This is a genomic window from Pedobacter heparinus DSM 2366 (assembly GCF_000023825.1).
Classification (GTDB): domain Bacteria; phylum Bacteroidota; class Bacteroidia; order Sphingobacteriales; family Sphingobacteriaceae; genus Pedobacter; species Pedobacter heparinus.
The window spans coordinates 3101005-3127997 of the sequence record NC_013061.1 but is presented as its reverse complement, the minus strand read 5'-3'; the positions used below and the strand labels follow the sequence as shown (position 1 = coordinate 3127997).

General features: G+C 39.6%; 21 protein-coding genes and 1 tRNA gene. 15 read left to right on the top strand and 7 right to left on the bottom strand.

Annotated features, from left to right (window positions below; all coding sequences use genetic code 11):
• Nucleotides 1-26: 26 nt before the first annotated feature.
• From PHEP_RS13230 to PHEP_RS13180, 11 genes are all read left to right on the top strand, one after another.
• On the top strand, nucleotides 27-1481 hold the full coding sequence (locus PHEP_RS13230) for a Gfo/Idh/MocA family protein (RefSeq protein WP_015808483.1): 1455 nt from the start codon (nucleotides 27-29) through the stop codon (nucleotides 1479-1481).
• A 16-nt stretch (nucleotides 1482-1497) separates the two neighbouring features.
• Entirely contained in the window at nucleotides 1498-2580 is a 1083-nt protein-coding gene (locus tag PHEP_RS13225) for a Gfo/Idh/MocA family protein (RefSeq protein ID WP_015808482.1), read from the top strand.
• 237 nt (nucleotides 2581-2817) lie between these two features.
• Nucleotides 2818-3387, top strand: coding sequence for an RNA polymerase sigma factor (locus PHEP_RS13220; RefSeq protein ID WP_015808481.1), 570 nt, complete (start codon nucleotides 2818-2820; stop codon nucleotides 3385-3387).
• A gap of 89 nt (nucleotides 3388-3476) precedes the next feature.
• Nucleotides 3477-4562 carry a FecR family protein gene (locus tag PHEP_RS21670; RefSeq protein WP_015808480.1) on the top strand — a complete coding sequence of 362 codons (1086 nt, stop codon included), beginning with the start codon at nucleotides 3477-3479 and terminating at the stop codon, nucleotides 4560-4562.
• Between the two features lie 152 nt (nucleotides 4563-4714).
• A complete protein-coding gene (locus PHEP_RS13210) occupies nucleotides 4715-7927 on the top strand; it encodes a TonB-dependent receptor (RefSeq protein WP_036674079.1) in 3213 nt (1070 codons plus the stop codon).
• Between the two features lie 11 nt (nucleotides 7928-7938).
• Nucleotides 7939-9525, top strand: a complete 1587-nt coding sequence (locus tag PHEP_RS13205; RefSeq protein ID WP_015808478.1) for a RagB/SusD family nutrient uptake outer membrane protein — start codon at nucleotides 7939-7941, stop codon at nucleotides 9523-9525.
• Between the two features lie 267 nt (nucleotides 9526-9792).
• Complete coding sequence (locus PHEP_RS13200; RefSeq protein ID WP_015808477.1) at nucleotides 9793-10662, top strand: sigma-70 family RNA polymerase sigma factor; 870 nt, start codon at nucleotides 9793-9795, stop codon at nucleotides 10660-10662.
• Nucleotides 10663-10764: 102 nt separating this feature from the next.
• Nucleotides 10765-10941: a hypothetical protein gene (locus PHEP_RS13195; RefSeq protein ID WP_015808476.1), complete on the top strand. Its 177-nt coding sequence runs from the start codon at nucleotides 10765-10767 to the stop codon at nucleotides 10939-10941.
• A gap of 63 nt (nucleotides 10942-11004) precedes the next feature.
• On the top strand, nucleotides 11005-12081 hold the full coding sequence (gene dinB, locus PHEP_RS13190) for a DNA polymerase IV (RefSeq protein WP_015808475.1): 1077 nt from the start codon (nucleotides 11005-11007) through the stop codon (nucleotides 12079-12081).
• 59 nt (nucleotides 12082-12140) lie between these two features.
• Nucleotides 12141-12362 carry a hypothetical protein gene (locus PHEP_RS13185; protein WP_238326474.1) on the top strand — a complete coding sequence of 74 codons (222 nt, stop codon included), beginning with the start codon at nucleotides 12141-12143 and terminating at the stop codon, nucleotides 12360-12362.
• 131 nt (nucleotides 12363-12493) lie between these two features.
• On the top strand, nucleotides 12494-13060 hold the full coding sequence (locus tag PHEP_RS13180; RefSeq protein ID WP_015808473.1) for a hypothetical protein: 567 nt from the start codon (nucleotides 12494-12496) through the stop codon (nucleotides 13058-13060).
• Between the two features lie 7 nt (nucleotides 13061-13067).
• On the opposite strand, the gene PHEP_RS13175 is transcribed toward PHEP_RS13180, so the two are convergent.
• The gene (locus PHEP_RS13175) at nucleotides 13068-13271 is read right to left on the bottom strand and encodes a KTSC domain-containing protein (protein ID WP_015808472.1); all 204 of its coding nucleotides are present in this window, start codon (nucleotides 13269-13271) and stop codon (nucleotides 13068-13070) included.
• A gap of 60 nt (nucleotides 13272-13331) precedes the next feature.
• A complete protein-coding gene (locus PHEP_RS13170) occupies nucleotides 13332-13787 on the bottom strand; it encodes a ferritin-like domain-containing protein (RefSeq protein ID WP_036674621.1) in 456 nt (151 codons plus the stop codon).
• A gap of 159 nt (nucleotides 13788-13946) precedes the next feature.
• Here PHEP_RS13170 and PHEP_RS13165 point away from each other — a divergent pair, with 159 nt between their 5' ends.
• Entirely contained in the window at nucleotides 13947-14348 is a 402-nt protein-coding gene (locus tag PHEP_RS13165) for an OsmC family protein (RefSeq protein WP_015808470.1), read from the top strand.
• Nucleotides 14349-14411: 63 nt separating this feature from the next.
• On the opposite strand, the gene PHEP_RS13160 is transcribed toward PHEP_RS13165, so the two are convergent.
• Entirely contained in the window at nucleotides 14412-14777 is a 366-nt protein-coding gene (locus PHEP_RS13160; RefSeq protein WP_015808469.1) for a response regulator, read from the bottom strand.
• 150 nt (nucleotides 14778-14927) lie between these two features.
• Between PHEP_RS13160 and PHEP_RS13155 the strand changes: the two genes are divergently transcribed.
• The 3 genes from PHEP_RS13155 (at nucleotide 14928) to PHEP_RS13145 (ending at nucleotide 17536) form a co-directional block, all read left to right on the top strand.
• Nucleotides 14928-16298: an exonuclease domain-containing protein gene (locus tag PHEP_RS13155; protein ID WP_015808468.1), complete on the top strand. Its 1371-nt coding sequence runs from the start codon at nucleotides 14928-14930 to the stop codon at nucleotides 16296-16298.
• Between the two features lie 51 nt (nucleotides 16299-16349).
• Nucleotides 16350-16423, top strand: a tRNA-Arg gene (locus tag PHEP_RS13150).
• Between the two features lie 357 nt (nucleotides 16424-16780).
• Nucleotides 16781-17536: a LuxR C-terminal-related transcriptional regulator gene (locus PHEP_RS13145; protein WP_015808467.1), complete on the top strand. Its 756-nt coding sequence runs from the start codon at nucleotides 16781-16783 to the stop codon at nucleotides 17534-17536.
• Between the two features lie 142 nt (nucleotides 17537-17678).
• On the opposite strand, the gene PHEP_RS13140 is transcribed toward PHEP_RS13145, so the two are convergent.
• Genes PHEP_RS13140 through PHEP_RS13125 form a run of 4 tightly spaced genes read right to left on the bottom strand, consistent with a single transcriptional unit; the run spans nucleotide 17679 to nucleotide 26714 of the window.
• Complete coding sequence (locus tag PHEP_RS13140; protein ID WP_015808466.1) at nucleotides 17679-20222, bottom strand: heparinase II/III domain-containing protein; 2544 nt, start codon at nucleotides 20220-20222, stop codon at nucleotides 17679-17681.
• Nucleotides 20223-20246: 24 nt separating this feature from the next.
• A complete protein-coding gene (locus tag PHEP_RS13135; protein ID WP_015808465.1) occupies nucleotides 20247-21965 on the bottom strand; it encodes a RagB/SusD family nutrient uptake outer membrane protein in 1719 nt (572 codons plus the stop codon).
• A gap of 26 nt (nucleotides 21966-21991) precedes the next feature.
• Nucleotides 21992-25114 carry a SusC/RagA family TonB-linked outer membrane protein gene (locus PHEP_RS13130; protein WP_015808464.1) on the bottom strand — a complete coding sequence of 1041 codons (3123 nt, stop codon included), beginning with the start codon at nucleotides 25112-25114 and terminating at the stop codon, nucleotides 21992-21994.
• Between the two features lie 55 nt (nucleotides 25115-25169).
• Nucleotides 25170-26714, bottom strand: a complete 1545-nt coding sequence (locus PHEP_RS13125; RefSeq protein WP_015808463.1) for a surface glycan-binding family protein — start codon at nucleotides 26712-26714, stop codon at nucleotides 25170-25172.
• Between the last annotated feature and the right edge of the window lie 279 nt (nucleotides 26715-26993).

Here is a 26993-nt window from a genome sequence, read left to right as displayed (position 1 = left end):
TAAATATTGTAATTATAAAACAGATTATGACTGTAGATAAAAAAGATTTAACAGCAGGTAATTCAAGACGAAATTTTATCAAGACCACTGCACTGGCGGCAGCAGGATTTATGATTGTGCCCCGGCATGTATTGGGTGGTAAGGGTTTTTTAGCGCCCAGTGACAGGTTAATGGTTGCAGCTGTTGGTGTTGGAGGAAAGGGACAAAGTAATATTGCCAAAATTTATAATGGGGGTAAATCTGAAATTGCATTTCTATGTGATGTAGACGATGCGAGGGCTGCTACTACGGTTAAGAACTTTCCAAAAGCGAAATACTATAAAGATTACAGGGAAATGCTGGACAAAGAAGGAAAGCGTATTGATGCTGTAGTAGTTTCTACTCCGGACCATAACCATGCCCTGATTGCGATGGCTGCAATGCAGCTGGGCAAGCATGTTTATGTGGAAAAACCTTTGACACATGATATTTATGAAGCGCGTAAACTGAGAGAAGCTGCTGAACGGTATAAGGTAGTTACACAAATGGGAAACCAGGGTTCATCTGGTGAAGGTGTGCGTCAGCTTCAGGAATGGCTTGATGCCGGTGTAATCGGTAAAGTACATACAGTTTATTGCTGGACCAACCGCCCAACATGGCCTCAGGGTTTACTTTGGCCATCTACACCTGGTGTAATTCCTTCAACACTGGACTGGGACCTGTGGCTCGGGACTGCGCCGTTTAAACCTTATATAGAAAAGCTTGTTCCGTTTAACTGGAGGGGCTGGTGGGATTATGGTACCGGTGCAATAGGAGATATGGGCGCGCACCTTGTTGAACCTCCTGTTAAGGTACTGGGGCTGGGTACTCCGCTGGATGTACAATGCAGCGTAGGTACCCTGTATCTGGACGAATTTAAGAGAGGTTATTATCCGGATAGCTGCCCTCCTTCAAGTCATGTGATCATGAACTTTGAGAAAACAAAAAAAACAAAAGGTAACCTTAAACTGCACTGGATGGATGGTGGCATTAAACCTGAAAGGCCCGAAGAGCTGGCACCAAACGAAACATTTGGCGACAACGGGGTACTTTTTGAAGGTACTAAAGGAAAAATGATGTGTGGGGTATATGGGGCAAACCCTAAATTATTGCCGTTATCACGCAACGAGAAGGTTCATACCAAAAAGACACTGGCACGTGTTCCGGGCGATGTTGATGGGCATTATACACAATGGGCCGAAGCGGCTATTGCCGGTTATGGTAAAATAGAGCTAAGTTCTCCGTTTGATATTGCCGGGCCACTCACAGAAACCCTTTTGATTGCCAATCTGGCTATCAGGGGTACTGACGTTCCCAGGCCAAAAGCTGATGGTAAAATTGCTTATCCGGGCAGGGACATTAAGCTGATCTGGGATAAAGAAAATTTAAAGGTTACAAATTTTGATGAAGTAAACCAGTACGTGAAACGCGAATATCGTAAGGGCTGGAGTTTAGGTATATAACTGTTATTTAGAAGAAATGTCGTTAGAAACAAAAAGCCTTAGGGTGCTGGTAGTAGGATGTGGAAATATGGGTGCGTCCCATGCCACTGCATATCATTTACTCGAAGGATTTGAAATATGTGGTATTGTATCAACTGGGAACAGCAAGGTGGTACTGAATGAAAAACTTGGGGGTGGTTATCCGCTGTTCAGTGATTATTATGAGGCTTTAGCCCATACCAAACCAGATGCTGTTTGTATTTCTACTTATCCGGATACGCATGAAGCTTTTGCCATCAAGGCGATGGAAAGTGGGGCTCATGTATTTATAGAAAAACCATTGGCAGACTCTGTTGAAGGTTCTCAACGTGTGGCAGATGCGGCTAAAAAATATGGCAGAAAATTACTTGTAGGTTATATTTTACGGTATCACCCGTCATGGGAGCGTTTTATAGAACTTTCATCGGGTATGGGCAAGCCCCTGGTGATGCGGATGAACCTGAACCAGCAAAGTCAGGGTGCCAAATGGATGGTACACCGTAACCTGATGAAGAGCCTGAGCCCGATAGTAGATTGTGGTGTACATTATATTGATGTGATGTGCCAGATGACGCGCTCAAAGCCGGTTCAGGTTAGCGCTGTAGGCGCAAGGCTGACGAATGATATTCCGGAATGGAATTATAACTACGGACAGCTGCAGATTCGTTTTGAGGATGGTTCTGTAGGCTGGTACGAAGCGGGTTGGGGGCCAATGATGAGCGAGACCGCCTTTTTTGTGAAAGATGTGATCGGGCCGAAAGGTTCAGTTTCTATTGTAGCTAAAGAAGCAGGAGCAGCGGGAAAATCGGATGAAGTAGATGCACATACGAAAACAGAATCTATCAAAGTTCATTATGCAGATCTGGATAGCGAAGGAGGTTTTGCAAAACCTGATAGCTGGGTTGACCTGAAAGATGAGCCGGACCATCAGGAGCTCTGTAACAGGGAGCAGCGGTATTTTCTGAAAGCAATTCTTGAAGATATTGATCTGACCAATCCTACAGATGATGCCATAAACAGTTTAAAGATTGCTTTTGCCTGTGATGAGTCGGTAAAAACGGGTAAGATTGTACAGCTCTGATAATTTTGAATATCCATAAACTTAATCCCCGGCTTTTAATTAAAGCCGGGGATTTTTATGTAAGACTTAATGAATTCTTAACAGGGAGTTAGGGTTAAGGTTATCGATTTAAGCTAGGTTTGCAACATAAAAAAATAAAGGTTTTAAATTATTTTTCTTAATATTGATATGCTGTTTAAAACCAATGAAACTAACCAGATTTACTTAGCAGTAACATTGTTTTACATAAACTAATGAATGATGTTTAAAGACTCAGATAGAAATTTATGGACTTCATTCATTGATGGTGATGCGAATGCTTTGAATTTGCTGTATAAACAGTTTGCAGATGCTCTGTATGCTTTCGGTCTTAGGTTCACAGAGGATACCGAGCTGGTTAAAGATGGTATTCAGGATTTGTTTGTAGACCTTTTTAAATACCGGAAGACACTTGCCCCCGAAGTAAATGTAAAATCATATCTCTTTACCTCATTAAAGCGTAAAATTTGTTTGGTATTGAAAAAGAAGGCAGCAGAAGCAAATCATAGTTTTGAAGTGCCTTTTTTACTTTCTTCCAGTATTGAAGAGCAGATCATAAGTGATGAGCAGCAGTCTGAACTTTTGTTAAAACTAAACAAACAGCTGGAATTGCTGCCCAGCCGCCAAAAGGAAGCTTTGTACCTTAGGTTTAATGCAGAGCTGGACTATGAGGAAATTGCTGTGGTTATGAATGTTTCCTTAGAGACCTGCCGTACACTTGTATATAGGGGGGTAAAACAATTACGGGAACGCATGGTTGTGAACCATCTTTATAAAATACTGGCATAAAGTCTTTTAAATATTATTTGCATTATTTTTAATTTACGCGTCTATAAAATATAAGTTCTTCACTCTGTAAGATACTATTGAAAGTATAAATGGATTCGAAGAATAATTATAAAGCCGAGGATTTTTTGTCAGACCGTGTTCCGGAAGATCAGCAAAAATTCATTTCCGACAGTGAACGTGAGCTTGCCCATGAAATAAAAGCTACTGTGAAGGCTGCGGGCCGGGAAAAAATACCTGAATTAGAGGCTGCCCAGCTTTGGGAGCGGATTGAGGAGCAGACGGCAGCCAGATCTAAAATATACAATTGGAAAAAGTTTCTGCAGGCAGCAGCGGCGTTGCTATTTGTGCTGGGCATAGGCGTATGGCAGTATGAAAAGAATACACCTACCCATAGATTACTGGATTTTGCAGCACAGAATGTGAGCAAAAAGAATGCAGGCGGTGGTAAGCGGTCTTTACAACAGCATACCCCTGGTCTGGAGTCAGCTGTAAATGAGGAAGAAAATATCATTACCGCAAATGATTTCAATACACTTGTAGTTGGCAATGCCCAACGCTCGGTAATTAAACTCCCGGACGGTACGAAAGTATGGCTGAACTCCGGATCCAGATTAATTTATCCGGTTGCATTTTCTGGCGATAAGAGAGAAGTTTATCTAGAAGGAGAAGCTTATTTTGATGTTACGCACGATAAGGAACACCCGTTTTTTGTACATGCAGACAAAATGGACATTAAGGTGCTGGGAACTGAATTTTATGTAAGCTCCAATACGGACAGCACCGATAATTACGCAGTGCTGGTTCATGGAAGTATTGCTTTTTCGACTGGAAACTGGCTAAATAAGGTAGAACGTAAACTGGTTCCGGGCCAACGGATCAATTACGACCTTAAAGCCAATAAACTTTCAATATCGGAAGTTAAGACGGGGGAGTTCCAATCCTGGAAAGATGGTTTTGTGAATGTGAACAGTGAACCTTTAGATGTGATCGTACAGCGGGTAGCCAGGTATTACAATATAGCGATCAGCACACAGGGGCTGGATCTGTCTGATGAAAAATTTACCGGACCACTTTATTTTCAGCGCAGTGCTGATGACGTATTGAATATTTTATGTGAGGGAACACCATATATATACAACGGTGTAGAAAGGAGGTTGGAACTGAAGAAACGCTAACTATGGAACAAAAAAGGAGATGCGCCAACATCTCCTTCAAACAATAACCAATTCAAGCTATTATTTAACTCATTAACAAAAATATGAAAAAACTTCATGTATGTGAACCTCATGCATCGTATTTAAGGCTCAAAACTAAAATAATAAGAACTATGAAAGTTACGGTGGTTTTATTATGGATGGGAATGATGACCACTTATGCAAATACATACGCTCAGCTCCGGATGAATATAGATCTTATAAAAGGCAACTTACCTGAGCTGTTTCAACAAATTCAGAAGCAAAGTGATTATCTCATCATTTATAAAGATGATTTCATTAAATTAAATAAGTATGAAGAGCTGAACCTGAAACTAAACAACAAGACTGTTAAAGAAATTTTAGATAAAGCACTTAAGGATAGTGGTTTGTCGTATACCATTTCGGGGAGACAGATTGTTATCGTTTCCAAAGAAAGGGGGGAGAGCAATATTGTTCAGGATAGTTTATTAACCATTCGGGGGCGTGTATATGATACACATGAACCACCAAGCGCACTACCAGGGGTAAGCATCCGGATTAAAGGCTCTACTACCGGTACTTCGACAGATGGTGACGGCTATTTTACCATTCAGGCAAAGAAAAACGATATACTTGTTTTTTCTATGATCAGCTTTTTAAGCTATGAATATACCGTTTTAAAAACAGACCGAAGCCTTAATATATCATTGAAGGAGAATGTTTCGGCCCTCAATGAGATTGTTGTGGTTGGTTTAAATGAACAGCAGAAGAAGCATATAGCAAGTTCTGTTGCTTCATTAAATGTAAAATCGAATATAGAAGGGAAACCGATCACCACTTTGTCCCAGTCTTTACAGGGAGGGGTTACAGGTTTAAATGTAACCCAGGCATCGGGCTTGCCCGGTGGTGACGCAGCAGCCATTAAGATCCGTGGGATCAGTACATTAGGCAATTCAGATCCATTGGTGCTGGTGGATGGTATCCCTATGGACATGAACCATATTGATCCGGTTACTGTAGAGAGTGTTACAGTATTGAAAGATGCTGCTGCTGCTTCAAGCTATGGCTCAAGAGGTGCAAATGGGGTAATTGTTGTGACTACAAAACGAGGGGTTGCAGGAAAGGTATCTGTAGTTTATGATGGTTATTATGGCGTGCAGCATGCATCGGCATTGCCCAACACCGTAGATGCACCTACTTATATGCGTATGTACAATGAGGCCAGCTATAATAATAATCCTACCAATGCTTTGCCATTTACGCAGGAACAGATAGACAATACCAGAAACGGAATGGACCCGGTAGCAAATAATGGTAAAGCTTTTGCCAATACCAACTGGCTGGATATGCTGATTGATGATGCAGCACCTATTACCAGTAACTCCATTTCTTTAAGCGGGGGAAGCAGTGTTGCCCGTTTTGCATTAACCGGAAATTATACGTATCAAAAAGGGATCATTCCTTTAAGTAATATGAAACGCTTTAATATCCGTGCAAATACTACGATCTCTTTGAGTGATAAGTTTCAGGTGAACCTGGATCTTCTTGCCATAAAAAGAGACACCCAGCAGCCAAACAGGTTAAGCGCAAGTGGAAATACAGGCAACAGGCTTTTAGAGGATATGTACAGGGTTCCGCCTACAATAATCCCTAAGTTTCCAGTAAAGGATGGCCGTACTTTTTACGGACAACATGTGGATATCGTAAATCCCTTGGCCTATACAGAAGTTGGAGGTAAAAGAGCTGCTGAATTTGGACAGACCAGTATCAATTTACAGCCAAAATGGGAAATGTTTAAAAATTTTAACCTGAAAGGGCAGTTTAGTTTCCGTTTGAACAGTGATGTGACGCGGGATACCCGGGAGAATTTTAACCATTTTGATTATTTTACAGGTAACCTGCTTAGAACATGGGCGCTGCAAAGAACTACTACCATGGCAAGAACTACCTATTATTATGCCGGATTAACCGCAGACTATACCCTTAACCTAAACGATCACAGGATATTTGCATTGGCAGGTTATTCACAGGAAGAAAATAATAGTGGTGCCTGGGATGTGTTTTCTATTATGTCTGGCTATGCAAAACTGAATTATTCTTATAAAGACCGGTACCTGCTGGAAGGTACTGTACGTACAGATGGTTCTTCCCGTTTTGGGCCAGGTAATAAATTTGGTGTGTTCCCTTCTGTAGCTTTGGGCTGGAACCTTCACAATGAAAATTTCCTGAAGGATAGCCGTTTGATCAATAACCTTAAAATCCGTGGATCTTATGGTAAGCTCGGTAATGACAATATAGGTTTATATCGTTACCAGACACTTATTAACAACTCCAGTGGTGTGGAGACAACATATGGTAATCCAAACATTACCTGGGAGTCTGTAAATATGCTGGACATTGGATTGGACCTGGGCCTGCTCAAAAACAACAGACTGGAACTAACCTTTGACTACTATGATAAGTTAACAAAAGATATTATTCTGTTACCTACATTGCCACTTATTGGTGGTTTTGAATCAGATGTTCCGGTTAATGCAGGTGAAGTAAAAAACAAAGGCTGGGAGCTATCGTTAAACTATAACGACAGAATAGGGCAATATGTAAATATATCATTCAGACCTGGTCTTTCTTATAATAAAAATGAAGTGCAAAAACTTCAGGGTGGTGATATTGTAACCACAACTACTATTTCCAGAGTTGGTGGCCCAATTAATGGTATTTTTGGTTACAGAACAGATGGCTTGCTGCAGGTTAGCGATTTTGATGGTAGCGGTAACCCGCTGATACCCATTTTGTCAAATGCCAAGCCAGGCGATATCAAATATCTTGATGTGGATGGAGATAAAGTAATTGGCCTGGGCGACCAGGGACTGATCGGGAATCCTGTGCCACGTTTAAATTATTTTGCCAATTTCAGGGTAGCTTACAAGAACTTTGATATTGAAGCCTTGTTGCAAGGTACGGGGAAATCTGATGCAGTATTGTATGGAATGTTTGCTTATCCGCTTGATTTCAGCGCTGACGGGGGTATTCCAACAACCTATTATGCGAATCATTACTGGACGCCTGAGCGGACAGATGCACGTTTTCCACGTTTAAACGTAACACCGGCCAATAATAAAGTTTCCTCTGATTTTTGGTTTCAGAACGGTGCTTATTTAAGGGTTAAATATGTTCAGCTGGGTTATAACTTCAATACCCCTTTTGTAAAAAAACTTGGCGTAAATTCTATCAGGGCCTATTTTAATGCTCAGAACCCGATAACTTTTACTTCAGTAAAGATTACGGATCCGGAAAGCAGGGGGTACCAGTGGACTTATGGACTGGTTAAATTATATACTATAGGTTTCAGCGTTAAATTTTAGTTCTAAAGAGTATGAAAAAGATATATTATTTATTGTTCCCTGTTTTGCTGATAACATTGGGGGGATGCGAAAAATTTTTAACCCATGACAATCCTACAGATGTTTATGATGACATTTGGTGGAATACGGAACCCAATGTTGCTGCGGCACTAAATTCTATCTACGTAGGTATTCCAGACGGTTCTTCAGGAAGACAGCTGATGTTCCTTGATGCATTAAGTGATAATGCTGTTGCAAGGCAAAGTTTAAGGGGCGATTATGAATCCTATGTAAAAGGGCTACAGGGGCCAAACTGGGGAGTAGGGACCGGGATCTGGGACGATGATTACAGGGATATCAGGAGGGCTAATCGTTTTCTGGAAAACATAGACAGGGCATATATGCCAGTTGAAACACTTAAAAAGCAATATATTTATGAAGCAAGGGCATTACGGGCCTATTATCATATGGAGCTTTTTATGTTTTTTGGCCGGATTACAATTATGAAACAATCTGTAACACCGGATAACAGCTATTTACCACGTAATTCTGAACAGGAGATTTACGATTTCATCATTTCTGAACTTACTGAATGTGCAAATAATCTGCCCGACAAATATATTGTGAATGTGGATTTAAAAAGAATGTCGGCAGCTACTTGCTGGGGGCTGGTTTCTAAACTGGCACTTTATTACAAAAAATATGATGTGGCAAGAGATGCAGCCAAAAAGATAATAGACATGAATGCCTATAGTCTGCGTAAAAGTACCACATTGAAAAACAGCTATGCAGATTTGTTTCTGTATGTTGGTGAAGTTAATGATGAGCGCATTTTTTTTAGGGAAATAACAAGTGGAGGTAACCAATGGAATACTTTTGCCCCTCAGGGTACAGGCGGAAAAACTGTCGTTTCACCTTCGGCATCAATGGTAAACGCTTATGAGACCAGACAGGGGAAAACTTTAACTGAGCTGGGACCTGATTCTATGGCTATTTATGCAAAAGACCCTAATTACCGGAACAATAGAGACCCGAGAATGATCGCTTCTATCATTTTACCTGGAAGCACTTATACCGGGGTTGTATTAAAGCCATTTGAAGCCGGCCTGGATAAACTCGGAGATCAGAATTCAACTTCAACAGGTTTTTGGATAAATAAATACCTGGATCCAAAAGATAAAACGGGTACAAGAACGCTCGACTTTATGATCATGCGCTATGCAGAAGTACTGTTAAATTATGTAGAGGCGCTGGTTGAACTGGACGACTACAATAACCCTGATGTGGTTAAATACCTGAACGAGATCAGGAGCAGGGCTACTATGCCTAATGTAAATACTACCGTTTACAATACCAAGGATAAACTACGCGAACTGGTAAGGCGTGAACGTAGAGTTGAACTGGCATTTGAAGGTGTACGTTATTATGACATCAGGAGATGGGGTATATTTGAACAGGTGATGAACGGGCAGGTTACAGGGGCTATTGACCCTTCAACCAATCAGCCTGTGAATGTAGAGGTGAGATCGGCCAAAGCTAACCGGGATATGATATGGCCCGTTCCTCAAAAGGAACTGCTGGCGAATCCTAAAATGGATCAGAACCCAAATTATAATTAAGGCTTAATCTTTGCCTATATAAGCCCGGGAGGCAGCTAATTTTTAGCTGCCTCTTTTTTTTGTTGTAACCCTTATCAAATAAGATCTAAAAAAACACCATAAAATTTTATTCCAAATCAGGGCTCGAAAAAAGCTCTTAAGCCAATAATATATGGTATTTAAACTTTAAACCGTAAAATGAGCTGAAATTGTTCAGAATAACAGATATGTAATTTTTGCATGCGAAATTTGTTAAAAAAAGGTATTTATGTTTTGTTGAAAATTATTATGAAACGATTTACAATATCACCTTCAATTGCTAAAAGAGATTCGGATGTGGTAGAAAGCTATTTAAGTGAGATAGGAAGGATTAGTTTGACAGATCCTGAAGAAGAGTTCAGGTTGGTGTCAGCGATCCGTAACGGAGATCAGGAAGCGTTGCACAGGCTTATAAAGGGAAATCTCCGTTTTGTGGTGTCCGTAGCAAAAAAATATCAGGATAAAGGACTAAAGCTGGGTGATCTGATCAACGAAGGCAATATCGGACTGATTAAAGCTGCACATCGCTTTGATGCAACCAGAGGTTTTAAGTTTATCACTTTCGCCGTATGGTGGGTCCGTCAGGCAATTTTGCAGGCCATTGCCGAACAGCGACGTCTGATCCGGTTACCTGGCAATCAGCTGCTGGGGATAAGCAGGCTTAATCAGGCTGTATTAAAACTGGAGCAACAGCTAGAGAGAATGCCTACAGTTGAAGAACTGGCAGTTTATACGGGATTTACAGTGGACAAAGTAATGGATTATACGGCTAATGCCGCTTTTACTTATTCGTTAGATGATGTAATTAAGGAAGAATCAGGAAGTACATTAATGGAAGTAATTGCAGACGAAGCTACACATCAAACCGATCATTTTACATTGGCCGCATCCCTGTCAACGGATCTGAACAGGGCATTGGATATTTTATCAAAAAGGGAACAAAAGATCATTATATTATTTTATGGACTGAACGGATATCCGCAAACTGCAATTGAGGATATGCAGAAGATTTTAAAACTTAGTAAAGAACGAATCAGACAGCTCAAAGACAAAGCGCATAAAACACTGGGTTTAAATTGTGGTGTGATGCTGAACGATTATTTTTCAAGGAATGTTTAAACAAAAAATGATGTTCATAAATATTCATTTGGGAGAAATCCAATAATTATTAACTTTAGAGCGTTATATCATATATTTTAAAATCTTAAACGAAAGAAAAACATGGAAAAATTTTCAAAGCTTAAACAATTAATCGCTGGCGTAGAGGCTGATGCAGACAAATTTTATAATTCAGGTAATGGTGCCGCTGGTACCAGGGTACGTAAAGCAATGCAGGATTTAAAAGGTCTTGCACAAGAAATCCGTGCTGAAGTAACTGAGAAAAAGAATGCCAAGTAATATTCTTTGATTGTTATGGAAAGGCCTGCTATGCTGCAGGCCTTTTTTGTTTAATATTGTTTTATGCGCAAAATCATTCATATTGATATGGATTCATTCTATGCTTCAGTTGAACAGAGGGATCATCCTGAACTTATGGGGAAGGCCATTGCCGTGGGTGGTTCTCCTGAAGGTAGGGGTGGGGTTGTGGCAACTGCAAGTTATGAGGCGAGAAAATTTGGTGTACACTCTGCAATGCCTTCCAAACAGGCATTGAAATTGTGCCCTCATCTAATTTTTGTATATCCCCGTTTTGCAGTTTACAAGGCGGTATCTAAACAGATCAGGGCAATCTTTCAGCGTTATACAGATTTGATAGAACCTTTGTCGTTAGACGAAGCTTATCTGGATGTAACGAATGATAAACTTGGCATAGGTTCAGCAATTGATATTGCAAGGCAAATTAAGCAGGCCATACAAGATGAGCTTAAATTAACTGCTTCAGCAGGGATTTCAATAAACAAGTTTGTATCCAAAATAGCATCAGGTATGAATAAGCCGGATGGATTAACTTTTGTAGGGCCATCAGGAATTGAAAGGTTTATAGCGCAATTGCCGGTTGAAAAATTTCATGGTGTTGGCAAGGTTACAGCAGGAAAAATGAAGTTACGTGGTTTACATAAAGGTGCAGACCTGAAAAAATTAACTGAAACTGAACTGATCAATTTATTTGGAAAGAGTGGCAGGTTTTTTTATAATATAGTTAGAGGTATAGATAACAGACCTGTGGAGCCGAATCAGGAAACAAAATCTATCAGTGCCGAAGATACCTTTTCCTATGATCTGACAAGATTTGAAGAGATGAACCCTGAAATAGAAAAGATTGCAAACGTTGTATTTAAGCGGATGAAACAATATGGCCTGGCAGGAAGAACGGTAACCCTGAAGGTTAAGTTTAGTGATTTTAAACAAATAACGAGAAGTAAATCATCTGCTGATGGGATAAGTGAGCTTGATGTCATCCTGGATATTGCCAGATCTTTACTGGCAGGTATCGATTTTACCTCAAGAAGTGTAAGGCTACTGGGACTTTCTCTTTCTAATTTCGGACATTCAGGGGGACGGACAGCTGAAGTCTACCAAGCCAGACTGTTTCCCTGACAATATCTGTTTTTTTAATTTATCTTTACACCGAGGAAAAGAAAATTATGGGGCTGCCGATGCGCATTACGTATAAAGACACAGACTATGTATATGAAATATTAAATAGTTCTGCAATAACTAAAGCTACAACTGAATTGCATATAGGCTTTAATGGTCATGATATTATTTTAGTTAAAGATGAAAAGAATGTATGGGTGCAGAATGCAGGGGCTTTTATGGTAGAACCTGAACTGGCCCAGGCTCTGGGAAGATCTGTTTCGTTACGGTTTAGGATGTAAGCTGTTAATTATCAGTTGTTAAGTAATTGAATGTTTTTTTTATAAACTCGTTACAATATGCTAAATTGTATAATATTACCTGATGTGGTAACGGTTTAATAAATTGAATCAGACAATTTTAAAAGAACACTATGAAAAAATTACTTTCACTAATTGCTGTTTTAAGCTTCTGTGTAAGCTTAAGTATGGCACAAACTGCTGCAGTTACCAGCGCTAAAACGGAAACTGCCAAGGCTAAGGCCGATGCAAAAAAAGAAGCTGCCAAAGTTAAGGCAGATGCAAAAAAAGCCGAAGATAAACAGAAAGCAACAGCTGTAAAGCTAAAAAAAGATGGTACACCTGATAAAAGGTATACAAATAGTGCTGCAGCGGCGAAAGAAGTAAAAACGACAACCAAGAAAGCTGTAGCCAAAGAAGCTGCAACGGTACCTGGTATGAAAAAAGATGGTACTCCTGATAAACGTTATACGGCTAATAAAGAGAAGGCTGAAGCTCCTGTAGCAGCAGCAAAAAAAGAAGCTGCTACGGTTAAAAAAACAACTACAACTGCGGTTACCAATGCTAAGGATTATAAGCCAACTGTAGACAGAAGTTTAAAAGGACCTAATGGTGAGCAAATTTTAACCGGTCCGCGTGGAGGAAAATATTATATCAATAAGAACGGAAATAAAACGTACGTAAAAAGAGAAGCTGAATGAAAATGAATCAGGAATGTTTCATTTTATTGTACTTAAACTTTCCCTTGATAAAATAATTAAAATATCTTCCCTTTGAACCAGCAGCCTTAAGCATATTGAAAACTTCCTCTGGCACATTTTTGTATTTATATCTTATGCCCGATACAAAAGTTATTTTTAAAGCTTTTGCATCCGGATCATAACTAAAATGATGGATTACACTTGAGGGCATAATTAATGTTTCTAAAAATTAATGAAAAAAGGTTATCTGGCCTTTTTTCATTAATTTTATTTAAGAGACCTTGTCTCTAAGCGATTTTATCTGATCATGTGATGTTTTCAGTTCCGTTTTCTGATCTGAAATTAATGACCTGAGATTGGCAGATAGCCCATCTTCTTCAAGTGCCATTTTATAGGCTTTTTGGGCGGCATCTTCGCCGAATTCACAATTGTTTAATACCGTTTCCCGGTCATGTCCGGTGAAAATTGCCTTAATGTCCATCCAGGTGCGGTAAATTTTTCCTGAAGTAGTAGTTCCACTTTCAGGTTCTTTTCCCAATACCTGAACCTCTTTTACCAATGCTGCTTTGTGCCTGTGACTTTGCCTTACCATTTCAACAAATAGGGATTTAAGATCTGCGTCCTCTACGTGCAACTCTTCTATTGCTTTCTGATAGCCTTCAACCCTGTCGTTACTGATTTGAATAAGGTCGTTTAAAATTTCTGCGTTTACTGAATTGTTTTCCATTTTCATAAGTTTTGATGTGCTATAAAAACATCCTTTACTGGTAATGGTTTTATAATCATCCGATTTTTTGTGTATTTATTGCAAAGGAAGCTATTGAAAAAACAATTGGTAATCCTTTTTCCTTATATTAATCTCAATTATATTTTTAAATAAAAGCAGATGACAGGTAATCAAATTACAGCAATTACGGAATTAGACAGATCCCATTACAAAACTAAGGTTTACTCGGGCGGACACTTCATCTATTCAGATGAACCTGAGGATCTAGGGGGAACAGATGAAGGAATGGCCCCGGCAGCTTTATTACTGGCAAGTTTAGGGAGCTGCACTGCAATTACGATCAGGATGTATGCGGATAGGAAGAACTTAAAGCTTGATCATATCAAAATTGAGCTTGCTATATGTAAAGAAGAAGAAATGAATAAGGAAACTACGATAAGTAGAAAAATAATCTTTACAGGCGATTTAACCGAAGATGAACGGAAAAGACTATTGGTAATAGCAGATAAGTGTCCGATACATAAGATTTTGAGTAATCCGATTAAGATTGAAACTTCCTGAGGATGCCGATTACTATCCTATACAATTTAATTGCATTATTATATTAATTAGTACACTTTAGGATTAAACTGCCAGTTGTGCTTTAACTTTTTTTACCAGGTTATCGATGTCAAAAGGTTTCGAAAGAAAATCGTTTGGTGAGCCTGGCATCTTTAACAGATTTTGTAAATTATGGCTTGCAGATATCATAACGATAGGAATGTACTTAAAAATTGCGTGAGATTTTATGGTCCTGCAAATTTCTCTGCCATCCATTCCTCCCAGCATAACATCTAAAAGAATGAGATCAGGTCTTAAAGAAGTAATTACATTTAATACATTTTTTCCATTTGTTAACGTAGAAACTTCGTATCCTTCATCCTCAAGTATGATCTTGATTACTTCAACTATCTCACGATCATCATCTACCGCTAATATTTTTTTAGACATTTATCATTTCTTTTGTTATCTATCTATTTACCATTTGCATGCCACATATAAAAAATCTACTCAAAAATAGTTAACAAATCAATTATTTTAATTTTGTTACTAAAATTATTAGCATATTTGAACTGTTTAACCATGTAAAGTCAATTGTTAATGTTGTATGCAGTAGTAGATATTGAAACCACTGGTGGTTTTGCTTCCGGGAATGGCATTACGGAAATTTCTATCCTGGTACATGATGGGCGGGAGGTTGTAGAAGCTTATGAAACACTGATTAATCCCGGTCAGGAAATCCCGGCTTATATAGAGACACTTACTGGTATCAGTAATGAAATGGTGGTAACTGCTCCTTTATTTGGAGGTGTAGCTGCCGAAATTTATGCAATGTTGCACGATAAAATATTTGTTGCACATAATGTGAATTTCGATTTTTCATTTATAAAACACCATTTAAGCTTATCCGGTTATGACCTTCGCTGTAAAAAACTATGCACGGTTAGGCTGAGCAGGAAGTTGTTTCCTGGCTATAGTTCTTATAGTTTGGGTAAACTGTGTAATGCGTTAAATATAGCCATTCATGACCGGCATAGAGCCGGTGGGGACGCCAGGGCGACAGCCGAACTTTTAACACTATTGTTAAAGACTGATCTGGAGGGGATTATAGTCCAGACTTTAAGCCGCGCTTCAAAAGAGCAGGTTTTGCCACCTCATCTTTCCAGGACCCAGATAGATAAGCTTCCTCAGGTACCCGGTGTTTACTATTTTAGAGACCAAAAGGGAATTGTTGTTTACGTTGGGAAGGCTAAAAATATTCTGAAAAGGGTTTGTTCCCATTTTACCGGTAATAATTCGGGAAAACAGCGTCAGGAATTTCTTAAAAATATCCATAGCATTGATTTTGAGATTTGCGGGACGGAGCTTATGGCTTTTATCCTTGAAGCGGCCGAGATCAAGCGGTTATGGCCCGAAAATAATCGTGCTTTGAAGCGTTATGAACAGAAATATGGATTGTATGTTTTTGAAGACCAAAAGGGTTATATGAGACTTGGGATTGATACCTACAAAAAACGTGTGCCTGTACTATATAGCTTTAATTCCTTGGTCGAGGGGCATAATTTATTGAGGAGGTTGATCAAGGAACACAAGCTCTGTGAAAAACTGTGCTTCATTCAAAAAAACAGAGATGCATGTACCGGCCATAACGAAGGAAAATGTAGTGGAGCCTGTCTTGGCATAGAGTCTGCCGCCTCCTATAACGTAAGGGTAAAATATGCCATTGAATATTTAAGTTCAATCCTTCCTACCTTTGCTGTGATAGATAAGGGGAGGACTGAAGAAGAGCAAAGTTGTCTTTTGGTAGAGCAGGGTAAATTTTACGGGATGGGCTATATTTCTTACCATACTGATATTGCGGGCCCGGAAATGCTGAAGTCTGTGTTACAGCCTTATCCCTCTGATGATTACATTTTAAATCTGATCAGTAGCCATACGACCCAGTTTCCACAAAAGAAAATAGCAATTTAAATTTGCGTGTTTACTTCTTAACGGCTATCTTTGCCGCTCCTAACGGGAGATGCCTTGGTAGCTCAGCTGGATAGAGCAACGGTTTTCTAAACCGTGGGTCAGGGGTTCGAGTCCCTTCCAGGGTACAAAGGGGATCGGTCCCCGAAATTTGAAAGGACTGTTCATAGATGAGCAGTCCTTTCTTTTTGATTATCAGTGTTTATCTTTAAATGTTGGATCGATGTAAGGTGTTCTAAATATACCGCCACCGTAAGCAAGATTATCTTTGAACACCGCATGAATAATAGCATGCTTTTGATAGATATCACCCAATATGATCTTCCGCAATAAAATAGATATCAATGTTTTGTGAAACCTTCTTAGAACTTATATAACGGGCATGGTGAAAAAGCGCTTCCGCGGAATACTCAGGTAAGTATAGCATAAGTAATCACATTTAGCTACATTTGAAAACAGAAATTATTTGTTCAAATTCAATCTAGATGAAGGCTGAAATACAAACGCTCCACAATGTCTGGGCTGCTCATAGATCAATAAACGTAACGGACGGCCACCAAATCTCTTTTAATGAATTAACTAATTCCATTGTAAGTACGGGCCCGATTTCTTTTTTCATCATCGATTTCTATGATATGTCTATTTCCCATGTCAGTGACTCAGTTTATGAAATTTATGACCTGAATCCTGGGAGCATCACAATTAACGACATATTGTGTTTGCTCCATCCGGACGACATTAAATTTGTTATAAAAGCAGAAGAATTTTTAACTACGTTCTTTGTAAACAAGGTTGGCAGAGATAAGCTAATGAGCTATAAGATTAATTACAATTATAGAGTCAGGTTAAAAAACGGAAATTATGTTTTATTTAACCATCAGGCACTGATGCTTACTTTAGATGAAACTGGGGGGTATGGGAAGTCGCTAATTATCAATACCCGGATCGACCATCTTGGTCATACACCCAACTATAAGATTTCACTTATCGGTTTACATGGCGAACCCTCGTTTATGAATTTGAGTATTGACGAAAATACGGAAGTGCCGATTTCATTCTCAAAAAGGGAGATCGATATCATTAAAAATATTTCTAAAGGTCTGAACAGTGGAGAAATAGCCAATAAATTATTTATCGCTGAATCAACGGTGAAACAGCATCGGAAAAATATTTTAACCAAGGCAGAATGCAAAAACACTGCGCAATTGGTTAAAACCTGTATTCTGCATGGCTTAATTTAATAAAAACTGCAAAACTTCTATTGTTCTGTGGCGAAAATGGAGATACGCGTTTTTGCTGTTTGAAATCAGATTGTTACATTAGATTAAAAAAATGGCCGAAGTGGGTTCAATTGCGATAAAGTAGTAGAAAGAAACTTCGAAATTACTTTACTATAAACTCAAAACCAGATACTCTAAAATTTCCTTTATCGCCGGTATTAAAAAACGACAAAAACTCTGGATTATCTGAACCACCTTTGAAGGAAATGCCCAAACTGGAAACATCTACAAATTGTCTTTTATGGACGGATGTTATTTTAACCTCTTCTATTTTTTTACTATCATTTCCAGTAAACACCATCATCTTTCCCGGATTTTGACGATTAACAAGCGTACAAGATTCTGAAGCATCCAGGTAAGTAAAACCAATTTTTGTAAGCTCAATCGTTACCGAAGTCGCTAAATCCCTTAAATCAAGACTCAGCAGGTATCCTTCATTTTTATCAATTCCAGTACTTTCCCCCCCTCTAACACCCAACTGCCCATTCAAAGATCTATCAATTCCGGTATTAACAATCCCTGCTGCAGTAATTCTTTTAGCATCAATCCGAAATTTAAAAACCTTATCAAACAGGTTTTTTACGTCTACATGGCCATAAATATTCCAGTCTGGAGTTTCAATTGGATATAACTCACCTGTGCTGCTAACGCCGATAGGAGAAACATCATAAAAAACATTACTTCCATAAGATGCAGTATTAGGGTCTGGAGCATCAAGAATGATGGTGTTCTTTTTCAATAACATATCTGGTTTCCCTTCTACAAGTGTCACCGTAAACCTGGCAGCTTTATTCGCCGGGATTTTTGAATCAAAGCCAAGCATCACTGTCCCCTTATTTTGCTGGTTGTAATCGCCATACTTGTAATCTCCAAACTCACATTTGTATTGGCTGGGGTTTTCCGAAGGTCGGATGACTAGTTTAAACGGAACATCGGCGTTGAACTTCAAAAACATGGTTTTTCCCTGCTGGGAAAGTTTAATGGTATTTTTATCGACAATCTGAGCCAGGGCAGGGGTAACCATGTTCCATCTTAAGTCTACAGGTTTGGCATTTGTTTCCACAAAATCTTCTATTTTCAAATACGAATCGTCTATGATGCTGGCTTTCCTGGTGGCAGTTTTCAATTCATCGTTAAAATTCAAGACGGACTTTAGGTCTAGCTTGGCACCCAGCTCATTCTTATTTTCAAAAGCTTCAATAATTTCAGCCCTGCCACTAACATTATGACGTTGGTTGTTGATACTTAGGGTATTATGATTCAAATTATTGTACCTGAAGATATCCCATCTTTGAGAATTCTGGGCCATGTTCCATAGGTCTACACCTTTAGATTCCATCGTGATGTAGCTCTGCATCCCGAAATCCATGGCCCATCTTAATCTGCCAACATCGTATACAAACGTTCCCTGATCCATGTGCGCATGTCCGTCAGCAGCGCTGCCCCCTTTAATTCCTAAAAATTTACCCGCTCCGCTTTCCCAATTTGTACGTACAATAGCAACGGGTGTAATTCCATGTCCTGTAAATATTTGTTTTGATGGTAACTTTACTTTTGATAAAGTCAGGTCTCTCCCAAAAATAAGTACATTGGGTAAAATCCGTTCAATATCAGACTGATCTGCACGGGTATACACGCCATTGTTGATTAAAGCTATTTCTGGAAATATCAATGATGGATCGTTTAATTTGTTTGCAAACCAAAACATAGAAGAACATGAAGTAATCTCTCTTCCACAATCATAATAGTTGAAGTAATTTCCTGATGGCCCAGAAGAGAAGGCCATGTAATGGGCGGAAGCCATAAAACCAGGAGCTTTGGACAAACCTTTATCAGAGCCGAATGCGCTTTCCAATGCAGCAAACAACATCACCTGGAACGAGGTACCATAGTTCCAGTAACCTGGTCCTTCGGGATAATTTCCATCTGGTGCATAAGCCTGTAATGGTAAAACATTGGATTTTAAAGCCCGTTCAATAATGGCTACCGACTGCTCTTTTTCATCTTCTAAAATGGCCAGGGCCCCGTACACCAGGCCAGCATTACAAACAGAGTTCCAGTTGTTGTTTCTTTCCAAAAACCAGGCATCTTCTTTTACGTAGGAAGGGGCAAAGGCTTTTTCCAGAATCGCTTTGCGCACATTTTTTTTCGTACTTTCCTTTAAATCACTGTATAACCAGTCATACGCTAAAGAAACAGCCATACACATTTCCCCTACGTCTAAAAAATGTGAAGGATTCCAACTTTCAAAATCACAAATGGCATTGAGCTCTGTTTCCGCCCTGTTCAGGTATTTGATATCTTTTGATATCCGGTAACTGTAAGACAGATAATATAACCTTGTAAGTGCTTTTCTGGAAACTGCCAGCAGTCTTTTACCATCTTTTTTAAACACCAAAGGCTTTTCAGAAAGCAGTTGATCTGCCACCTGCCTGATATAGGTATCTACGATTTTAAACTCCGGATTTCTTTGGATCGATGCTTTTAAAGCATTTTCTTCTCCTTTGACCAGTAAAAGCCTGGGATGTTCCGTTATTTGGGAATAATTATAAGAAGGTATAATACCTGCATTTTGCGCCTTTACCTGAACACAATAAATAAGGGCTAAGCTTACAAAAAGTATTTTTAAAATGTCTTTAACTTTCATTTCTATGTTTTCTTGACCAACTGTTTACCAACCTAACCTTTGTTTTAGCTTGGTATTGATTAATGTTTCTTGCAGTGGATAAGGTAAAAGTAAGTGTTTTGTCCTGTTAAAATTATTTCCCGGTTCTAAATAAGTTTGGTGATATTGATCGTTGGCCAGAAAAAGCGGGTTGTTCTTTATTTTTTGATTGGTTGCTTTCAGTTTATCTTCCAATAAATTCCAGCGGATCAGGTCTTGCTTACGAAGTCCTTCAAAGCATAATTCCCTCAATCTTTCATCTACAAGCTCATTAAAAAAGTCAGTATGGTTTAAACTGCCGGTATAAGGTTCTAATCCGGCTCTTTCTCTCACCACATTAAGACTGTTTACCGCCGCCGAATTTGCGGCATTAGTTCCAAACCTTCCGCCAATAATGGCCTCTGCATGCATGAGCAATACATCAGAATACCTCAATATCGGGAAATTTATACTGGTATAGTTAGGGTCTGTATCTGAGCCTGTAGTATTGTTTAGAATCGTATAGTTAGCATTGGTCACACTAACTTTAGTTTTTAACTCCTCAAGGTTTGCAGGTTCCCATCTTCTGAATTTTCCAATACCATATTCGAAATGTAAGGGATTATTGAACATGTAATTCATAGTGTAAAGCTGTGTTGAAGTGGAATATTTGTTCCGGTATCCCGCTATGCTCCACTCTCTTCTGGCATCGCCCATTGAATAGGCATCGTATACCGGTAGCGCAACATTGATATTGGCAAAGCCTCTTGGAATAGTTGACGTTCCCACGAACTCAACACCATTGATATTGCCCAGCCTGCCGCTAACGGCTATTCCCATGCTGTATAAATTGCCGAAAGAAATTTCAAACAAGCTTTCCTTTAAATCATATTTGTCCTGTAAATAAGTTAAGAAGTGTGTTCGGTAGCTTTTGCTGTCGGTAGCATAGGGAACAATCCGGTGCCAGCCATCATTGATTATGATTTCACATTGTGCCTTGGCCTTTTCAAAATATTGCTGAGGATTTTCAAAATAACAGTTCGCGTCGCTGGGAGATAAATAAGGCTGGTAACCCCCCATTTTTAAATAAAGACGGGCTAGCAAGCCATGTGCAGCCATCTTGTTTGGTTCACCTGGTATATAGCTGGGGCTATTGGCATGTTCCAAATGTTCGGCGGCGAATAAATAATCCTGCTCTGCCTGTTTATAAACATCCAGAGCAGGAGAAGGAGGAACATTGTTATCTTCCTGGGATGTACTTGGCGTTAACCTTAGTGGTACCGGCCCAAACCAGCTGGCCAGGTTATAATAACTGAAAGCCCTCATAAAGCGGGCTTTCGCCAGAAGATTATTGTATTGCTCGGTAGCAAACAATTCCTTTTTTAAATTTTTTTCAAACTGGTTGACCAGCTGAATGCAGGTATAGAACTTTAACCAGGCATTTTTGATTTCATCACTTGAAGATGTATAAGCGTATTTTGCCGCATTCCAGTTCGGGGAAGGGTCGTTTGTATAGGTTTCATCTGTCCCCGCTTCTAAGGTGACATTGAATTTATATCCATATAAATCTTCTTTAGACAGCTGGCTATAAATTCCCGACAGGGCTAAATTGGCCTCCTCTTTAGAAGCGTAAAAGGTTTCCTCTTTCCAGGACGACTCTGGGTCCAGCTCCAGGAATTTATTACAGCCACTTAAAGTAAAAATTACTAGAAAAGCTATGGTGATATATGTATTGCCCTTTTTCATCAGTCTATATTTTATTTTTAAAGGTTCTAAAATGTAAAGTCTATTCCGCCTGATATGGTCACACTTTGCGGGTATGCGGAATAATCCAATCCGGGGGTTAGGGCCCCGTATCTTCCTACAGATACATCCGGATCATAACCGGTATACTTGGTCCAGGTATAAAGATTCTGAGCAGAAAGCGAGAGCCTGCACTTCTTAATACTAAATTTCTTTAACAACTGACTGGAGAAGTTATAGCCCAGTGCTGCCGTTTTAAGTTTTAAATAAGAACCATCTTCTATATGACGTGAATCTAATTTGTAACCAAAAGGAGTCAGCAAATTTACACCGTCGTATCTCATGCCACCGATGTTTGTTTCCGGGTTAGTGGGCGTCCAGATTTTGTTAAGTGACTTTAGTCCATTTCTGTTGGTCTGATAAATGCTGCCGAATTCTGATGCATTGCCGTTCAGGATGTCGAAATCGTACGACCATTGAAGTAGGAACTGAAAATCAAAAGATTTGTACCTGAAATTATTGAATAAGCCGCCTGTATGTTTTGGGTAAGGGTTTCCAATAATTTTTCTGTCGCTCTGATTGATTACACCATCGTTATTCAAGTCCTTAAATTTTACCATGCCGGGTCTCATCACCGTTCTGTAAGTAGGTTGGCCGTCTTTCAGCTGATAAGAACCATTTGTCAGTACAAAATCATCCACCTGGTAAATGCCGTCAAATTCAAGACCATACATCATACCTACAGGCTGCCCCACTCTTGTTACGTATTGATATTCGGATTGCATAAACTGCAGATCCCATTGTGGATCGGTCAGGATTTCATTCTGACCACTATTTAACCGGAGGGTTTTGGTTTTGTTAAACGCGATGTTGAAATTGGTAGTCCAGCTGAAGTTCTTGTTCCTGAAATTTTGCGAGTTAAAAGTAAACTCGAATCCTCTGTTAGAAACTGCGCCAACGTTTTGTTGCACCTTATCGAAACCGGTACTTAGGGCCATGTCAGCATTTAATAATAAATCCCGGGTGTTTTTATTGTAATAATCAGCAGCGATGCTGAATCTTTTAGACAGTTCTAAATCCAGCCCAATATTGGTTTGGGCAGTGGTTTCCCAGCGCAGATCCGGTACGGCCATATTACTTTGGTAAGCACCTGGTGAAAAGTTCTGGTCTACACCCAAGATATATCCGCTTGATGAGTTTACAGAAAACAAGTTATAAGCATCAAAGTCGCCGATACGGTTATTTCCGGTTACGCCCCAGCCGCCCCTCAGCTTCAGATCCGTAATCAGCTCGCTGGATTTAAGGAAATCCTCTTCCGACAGTTTCCAGGCCAGGGAGAAGGAGGGGAAGTATCCCCACCTGTTTTCTTTTCTGAACTTTGATGATCCATCTGTTCTAAAATTAACTGTTGCCAAGTAACGATCGTTGTACGTATAATTTATCCTTCCAAAGAATGACAACAAGGCATTTTTAGAATATAAGGTCTGTGCGATGGTAGCAGTGGTTGCAATGCCCAGGTTGTGTATGCCAAATTGGTCTGTTGGCAAGTTTGTATTGCTCAGTTGCGAAAATTCATAAGCTCTGTACTGCGCTTCAAACCCTAGAAGTGCACCGTAAGCATGTTTATCCTTTTGATCTTTAAACCTTAAAGTGTTGGAAGTAGACAGGGTATTGAATCTTTTGTCTGTAATGGTGCCATTTATTCCCCTGTTTGTCCTGGTGGCTTCCTGTGTGTCTTTTTTATAGAAGATGTCATTTTCTGTAATCGATGTTCTATAGTTTCCACTAACACTCAGGTCAAATTTCTTTAAGAAGTTATAGTTAAATCCTAAAGTTCCGGAAAGGACATCATCCACACGCTTGCGTTCTGTATTTTTTAATGTTTTTACGGGATCATACAAGTATGGGTCCTGATCTGCGATGGCACTTTCTTCATTTGCATTCCAATTTACAGGACTTACAGGTCTGAAAGAAATGGCATCTCTGATCACACTGTTCCTGGTATTGCCGGCAACTTCCATTCCATTGTAGTTGATGTAACTATACTCAACCTGTCCGTTAACTTCAAAATTATTAATTACTTTATGGGTAAATTTCAATCTGTTGTTGATCTTTTTAAAATCGGTAGTAATCAAAGTTCCTTCCTGATTTAAATAATTTCCGCTATACAACAAAGTTGTATTTTTATTGCCTGCTCTCAACGAAATTGTATGGTTGTTGGTCTGTGCGGTCTGAAAAATTTCGTCCTGCCAGTTCGTTCCTTTCTCATTTCTATACAGTTCAGGGTCTATCCAGTTGGCGGTAAACATCGCTACATTTTGTCCGGGGGCATAACTGTCATTTGCGTAGGCTATTTTTTGCTGATATTTTACATATTCATAAGGATTTAATACCTCCAATCGGTTGGGAATGAACTGAACCCAGGCTGAAGAGGTAACATTGATGTCTGTTTTTCCGTCATTACGTCCACCTATGGTAGTGATAACCACCACTCCATTGGCTCCTCTGGACCCATAAATAGCTGTTGCAGAGGCGTCTTTCAAAATGTCAAAACTCTTAATGTCACGGGTATTGATACTGGATGGATCAAAATCTTCAAGCGGAACGCCATCTACCACATACAGCGGAGAGTTGTCGCCTGTTATGGAGTTCCCTCCTCTGATGATGATGTTAAGAGGACTGCCAGGTGTTCCGTCTTTAGAAGTAACCTGTACGCCAGCAACTCTTCCGGCCAGGGCCTGGTCAAAGTTTGCTGTGGCAGTTGCTGCAAGCTCTTTCGGATCTATGACGGCAACTGAACCGGTTAGGTCTCTTTTTCTGACCACATCATAGCCAATTACTACTACCTCAGATAGTCTGAGGTCGTCCGCTTTAAGGATAACATTAATGGTTTGCTGCTCCAGTACCATTTTTTCAATAGTTTGAAATCCCATGTAGGAGAAAACAAGTACGTCAGATGGTTTCACTTGTTCGATGGTAAAATTTCCGTTCGCATTTGTTGCTGTTCCTTTTGTGCTGCCCTTCACCGCAACATTAACTCCGGCCATTGGCATTCCGCTGGAATTTTTAACATTACCCTTGATAGTTTTTTGAGCAAGGGCAGGCAATGCTGCAGTGAAAATCAAGAACAATAATAATTTGGTTAGTTTCATAATTTAAAATGAGATTTTATTGAAATCTATAGTTTCTTCTATAACATTAATACGTTTATTCGACTGCCTTGAAATTAAAGTCCGACAGGAAATATATGCCACCTCTTCCAGGTACAGCTGTGGTGTTCAATAACCTGCCTTCAAAATAAGAGGCTACTTTAAATGCAACAGTAAACTTTGAACTGATCTGGGGGGCTGAAATGTCATAAGTGCACTTTACCCATTTGTTGTAAAACGTTCCAAGAGCAGGTCTCTTTTTATTATCAGGGTTAGCACCAGCCTGATCTCCTGGATATGGTGTTCCGATAAATTCTGCTCCCCAGGGCGCACCGGTCGAATTACTTCCGTTTACACCTAATGATTTTTGACATTTAATAGAGGTGTTGACCTTTGTCCATGTACCATTCAGCCATTTACCGCTTGTATCCTGGATATCACCGCCTGTGTAATCTGTAGAGATATATACTTCCAAATCTGTAGGTGTTCGCCCGTCTGCCATGTAGGTTTGAAATGCCGGCTGATAATAATAATTGAAAGAAAGCTTATAGCCATATTGAAAGGGTGTTAAGTCTTGTGTTGGCATCACCATCCATGTATTGGTTGGTTCTGTCTGGTTAGACGCATTGTGGGTTTGTGTCTCCAGAATCGTCTGTGCAGTATTAACCTCAGGTCTTTCTTCAGGTTTTAAGAAAAATGAACCTGTCGAATTAGCCCTCACCCCCCAGATTCTGGTGGCCAGGCCAATGTTGTCTGTTTGTACGGTATAGCCTTCGCCGCCGGTAGGTAAAGCCACAGCAGTTTTTAAAGTTGGGTAGAAGAAGTAAATAGTTTCAACAGGCATTATTTCTGGCTTGTCGGTGATGACTACTGTTATTTTATTTTCAAAAGAGACAACTTCTTTACTGATGTTGCTGATGACCTTAATCACCGGGTTCAATGTTTCACGTGTACGATATATATAGTTAGGTGCAATAGCAATTACGCCTGTTTCTTTGACAATAGTCAGTTTATCAGAATAATTGCCCAGTTCGAAAGAAACGTCGGGATTGGAACCTGGCAGTAATGGTGCTGTTGTTTTGCTGCTGGCATTACCATAAACCAGGTTTTGATTTTTTGGAGAGTAAACCATATTGGTGGGCAACAGTGGCGCAATGTGGAGTTGAAAAGCTTTTTCAAATACCGTTGAATAGGTCTGCCCCTCAGTTGTTGTAGTTACTTTAATGTTAAAGTAATAATCACCAACGCCAAAGTTATGTCCGGCGGCAACAGATATCACGCCGTTGTTTGCGGAGTTTGTCCCCTTTACCGGGCTCTCTGCTTCGATACTTTTTCCTATCGTCACATATTGTAAGTAGGACTCATCCAACAATGTGCCATCACTTTTCTGTATACTGATCAATTCAAAGTTTGGAAGAAGTCCTCCGGTCTGAACAGTAGGGGCCGTCGTTATAACCGCTTTACCTTCTCTCGCATCTGCGATACTAATGTATTTCAGGTTTGAAGGGTTCGTAACATTCACCAGATCGGATTTGATGGAATCCTTACAGCCTGTTGTTGCCGCATAGCAAAACAGTAATAAAAGTAGCTTTTTACTTTGCATAATTGTATACTCGTTTAAAAGGAAAGAAACTTAGTGCAGTTTTTTGGTTTATATATGGTTTTGAGGCGGTTGTTTGACAAATATCAAAAAATAGCCTGCTTTATCAAGGGGGCAAAGTAACTTAATTAAGGGGGTATTTAGTGTATCAGGTCTTGATCACCAAGATTGGCCTGAGGTTGAACTGCATTGGTTCCTAGCTTTATATTGTGCTGGGAAACGGACATTTTGTACCTACTATTCAGACGATTTACCCCCGCTGCCCGAATGGAGAAAATTTTA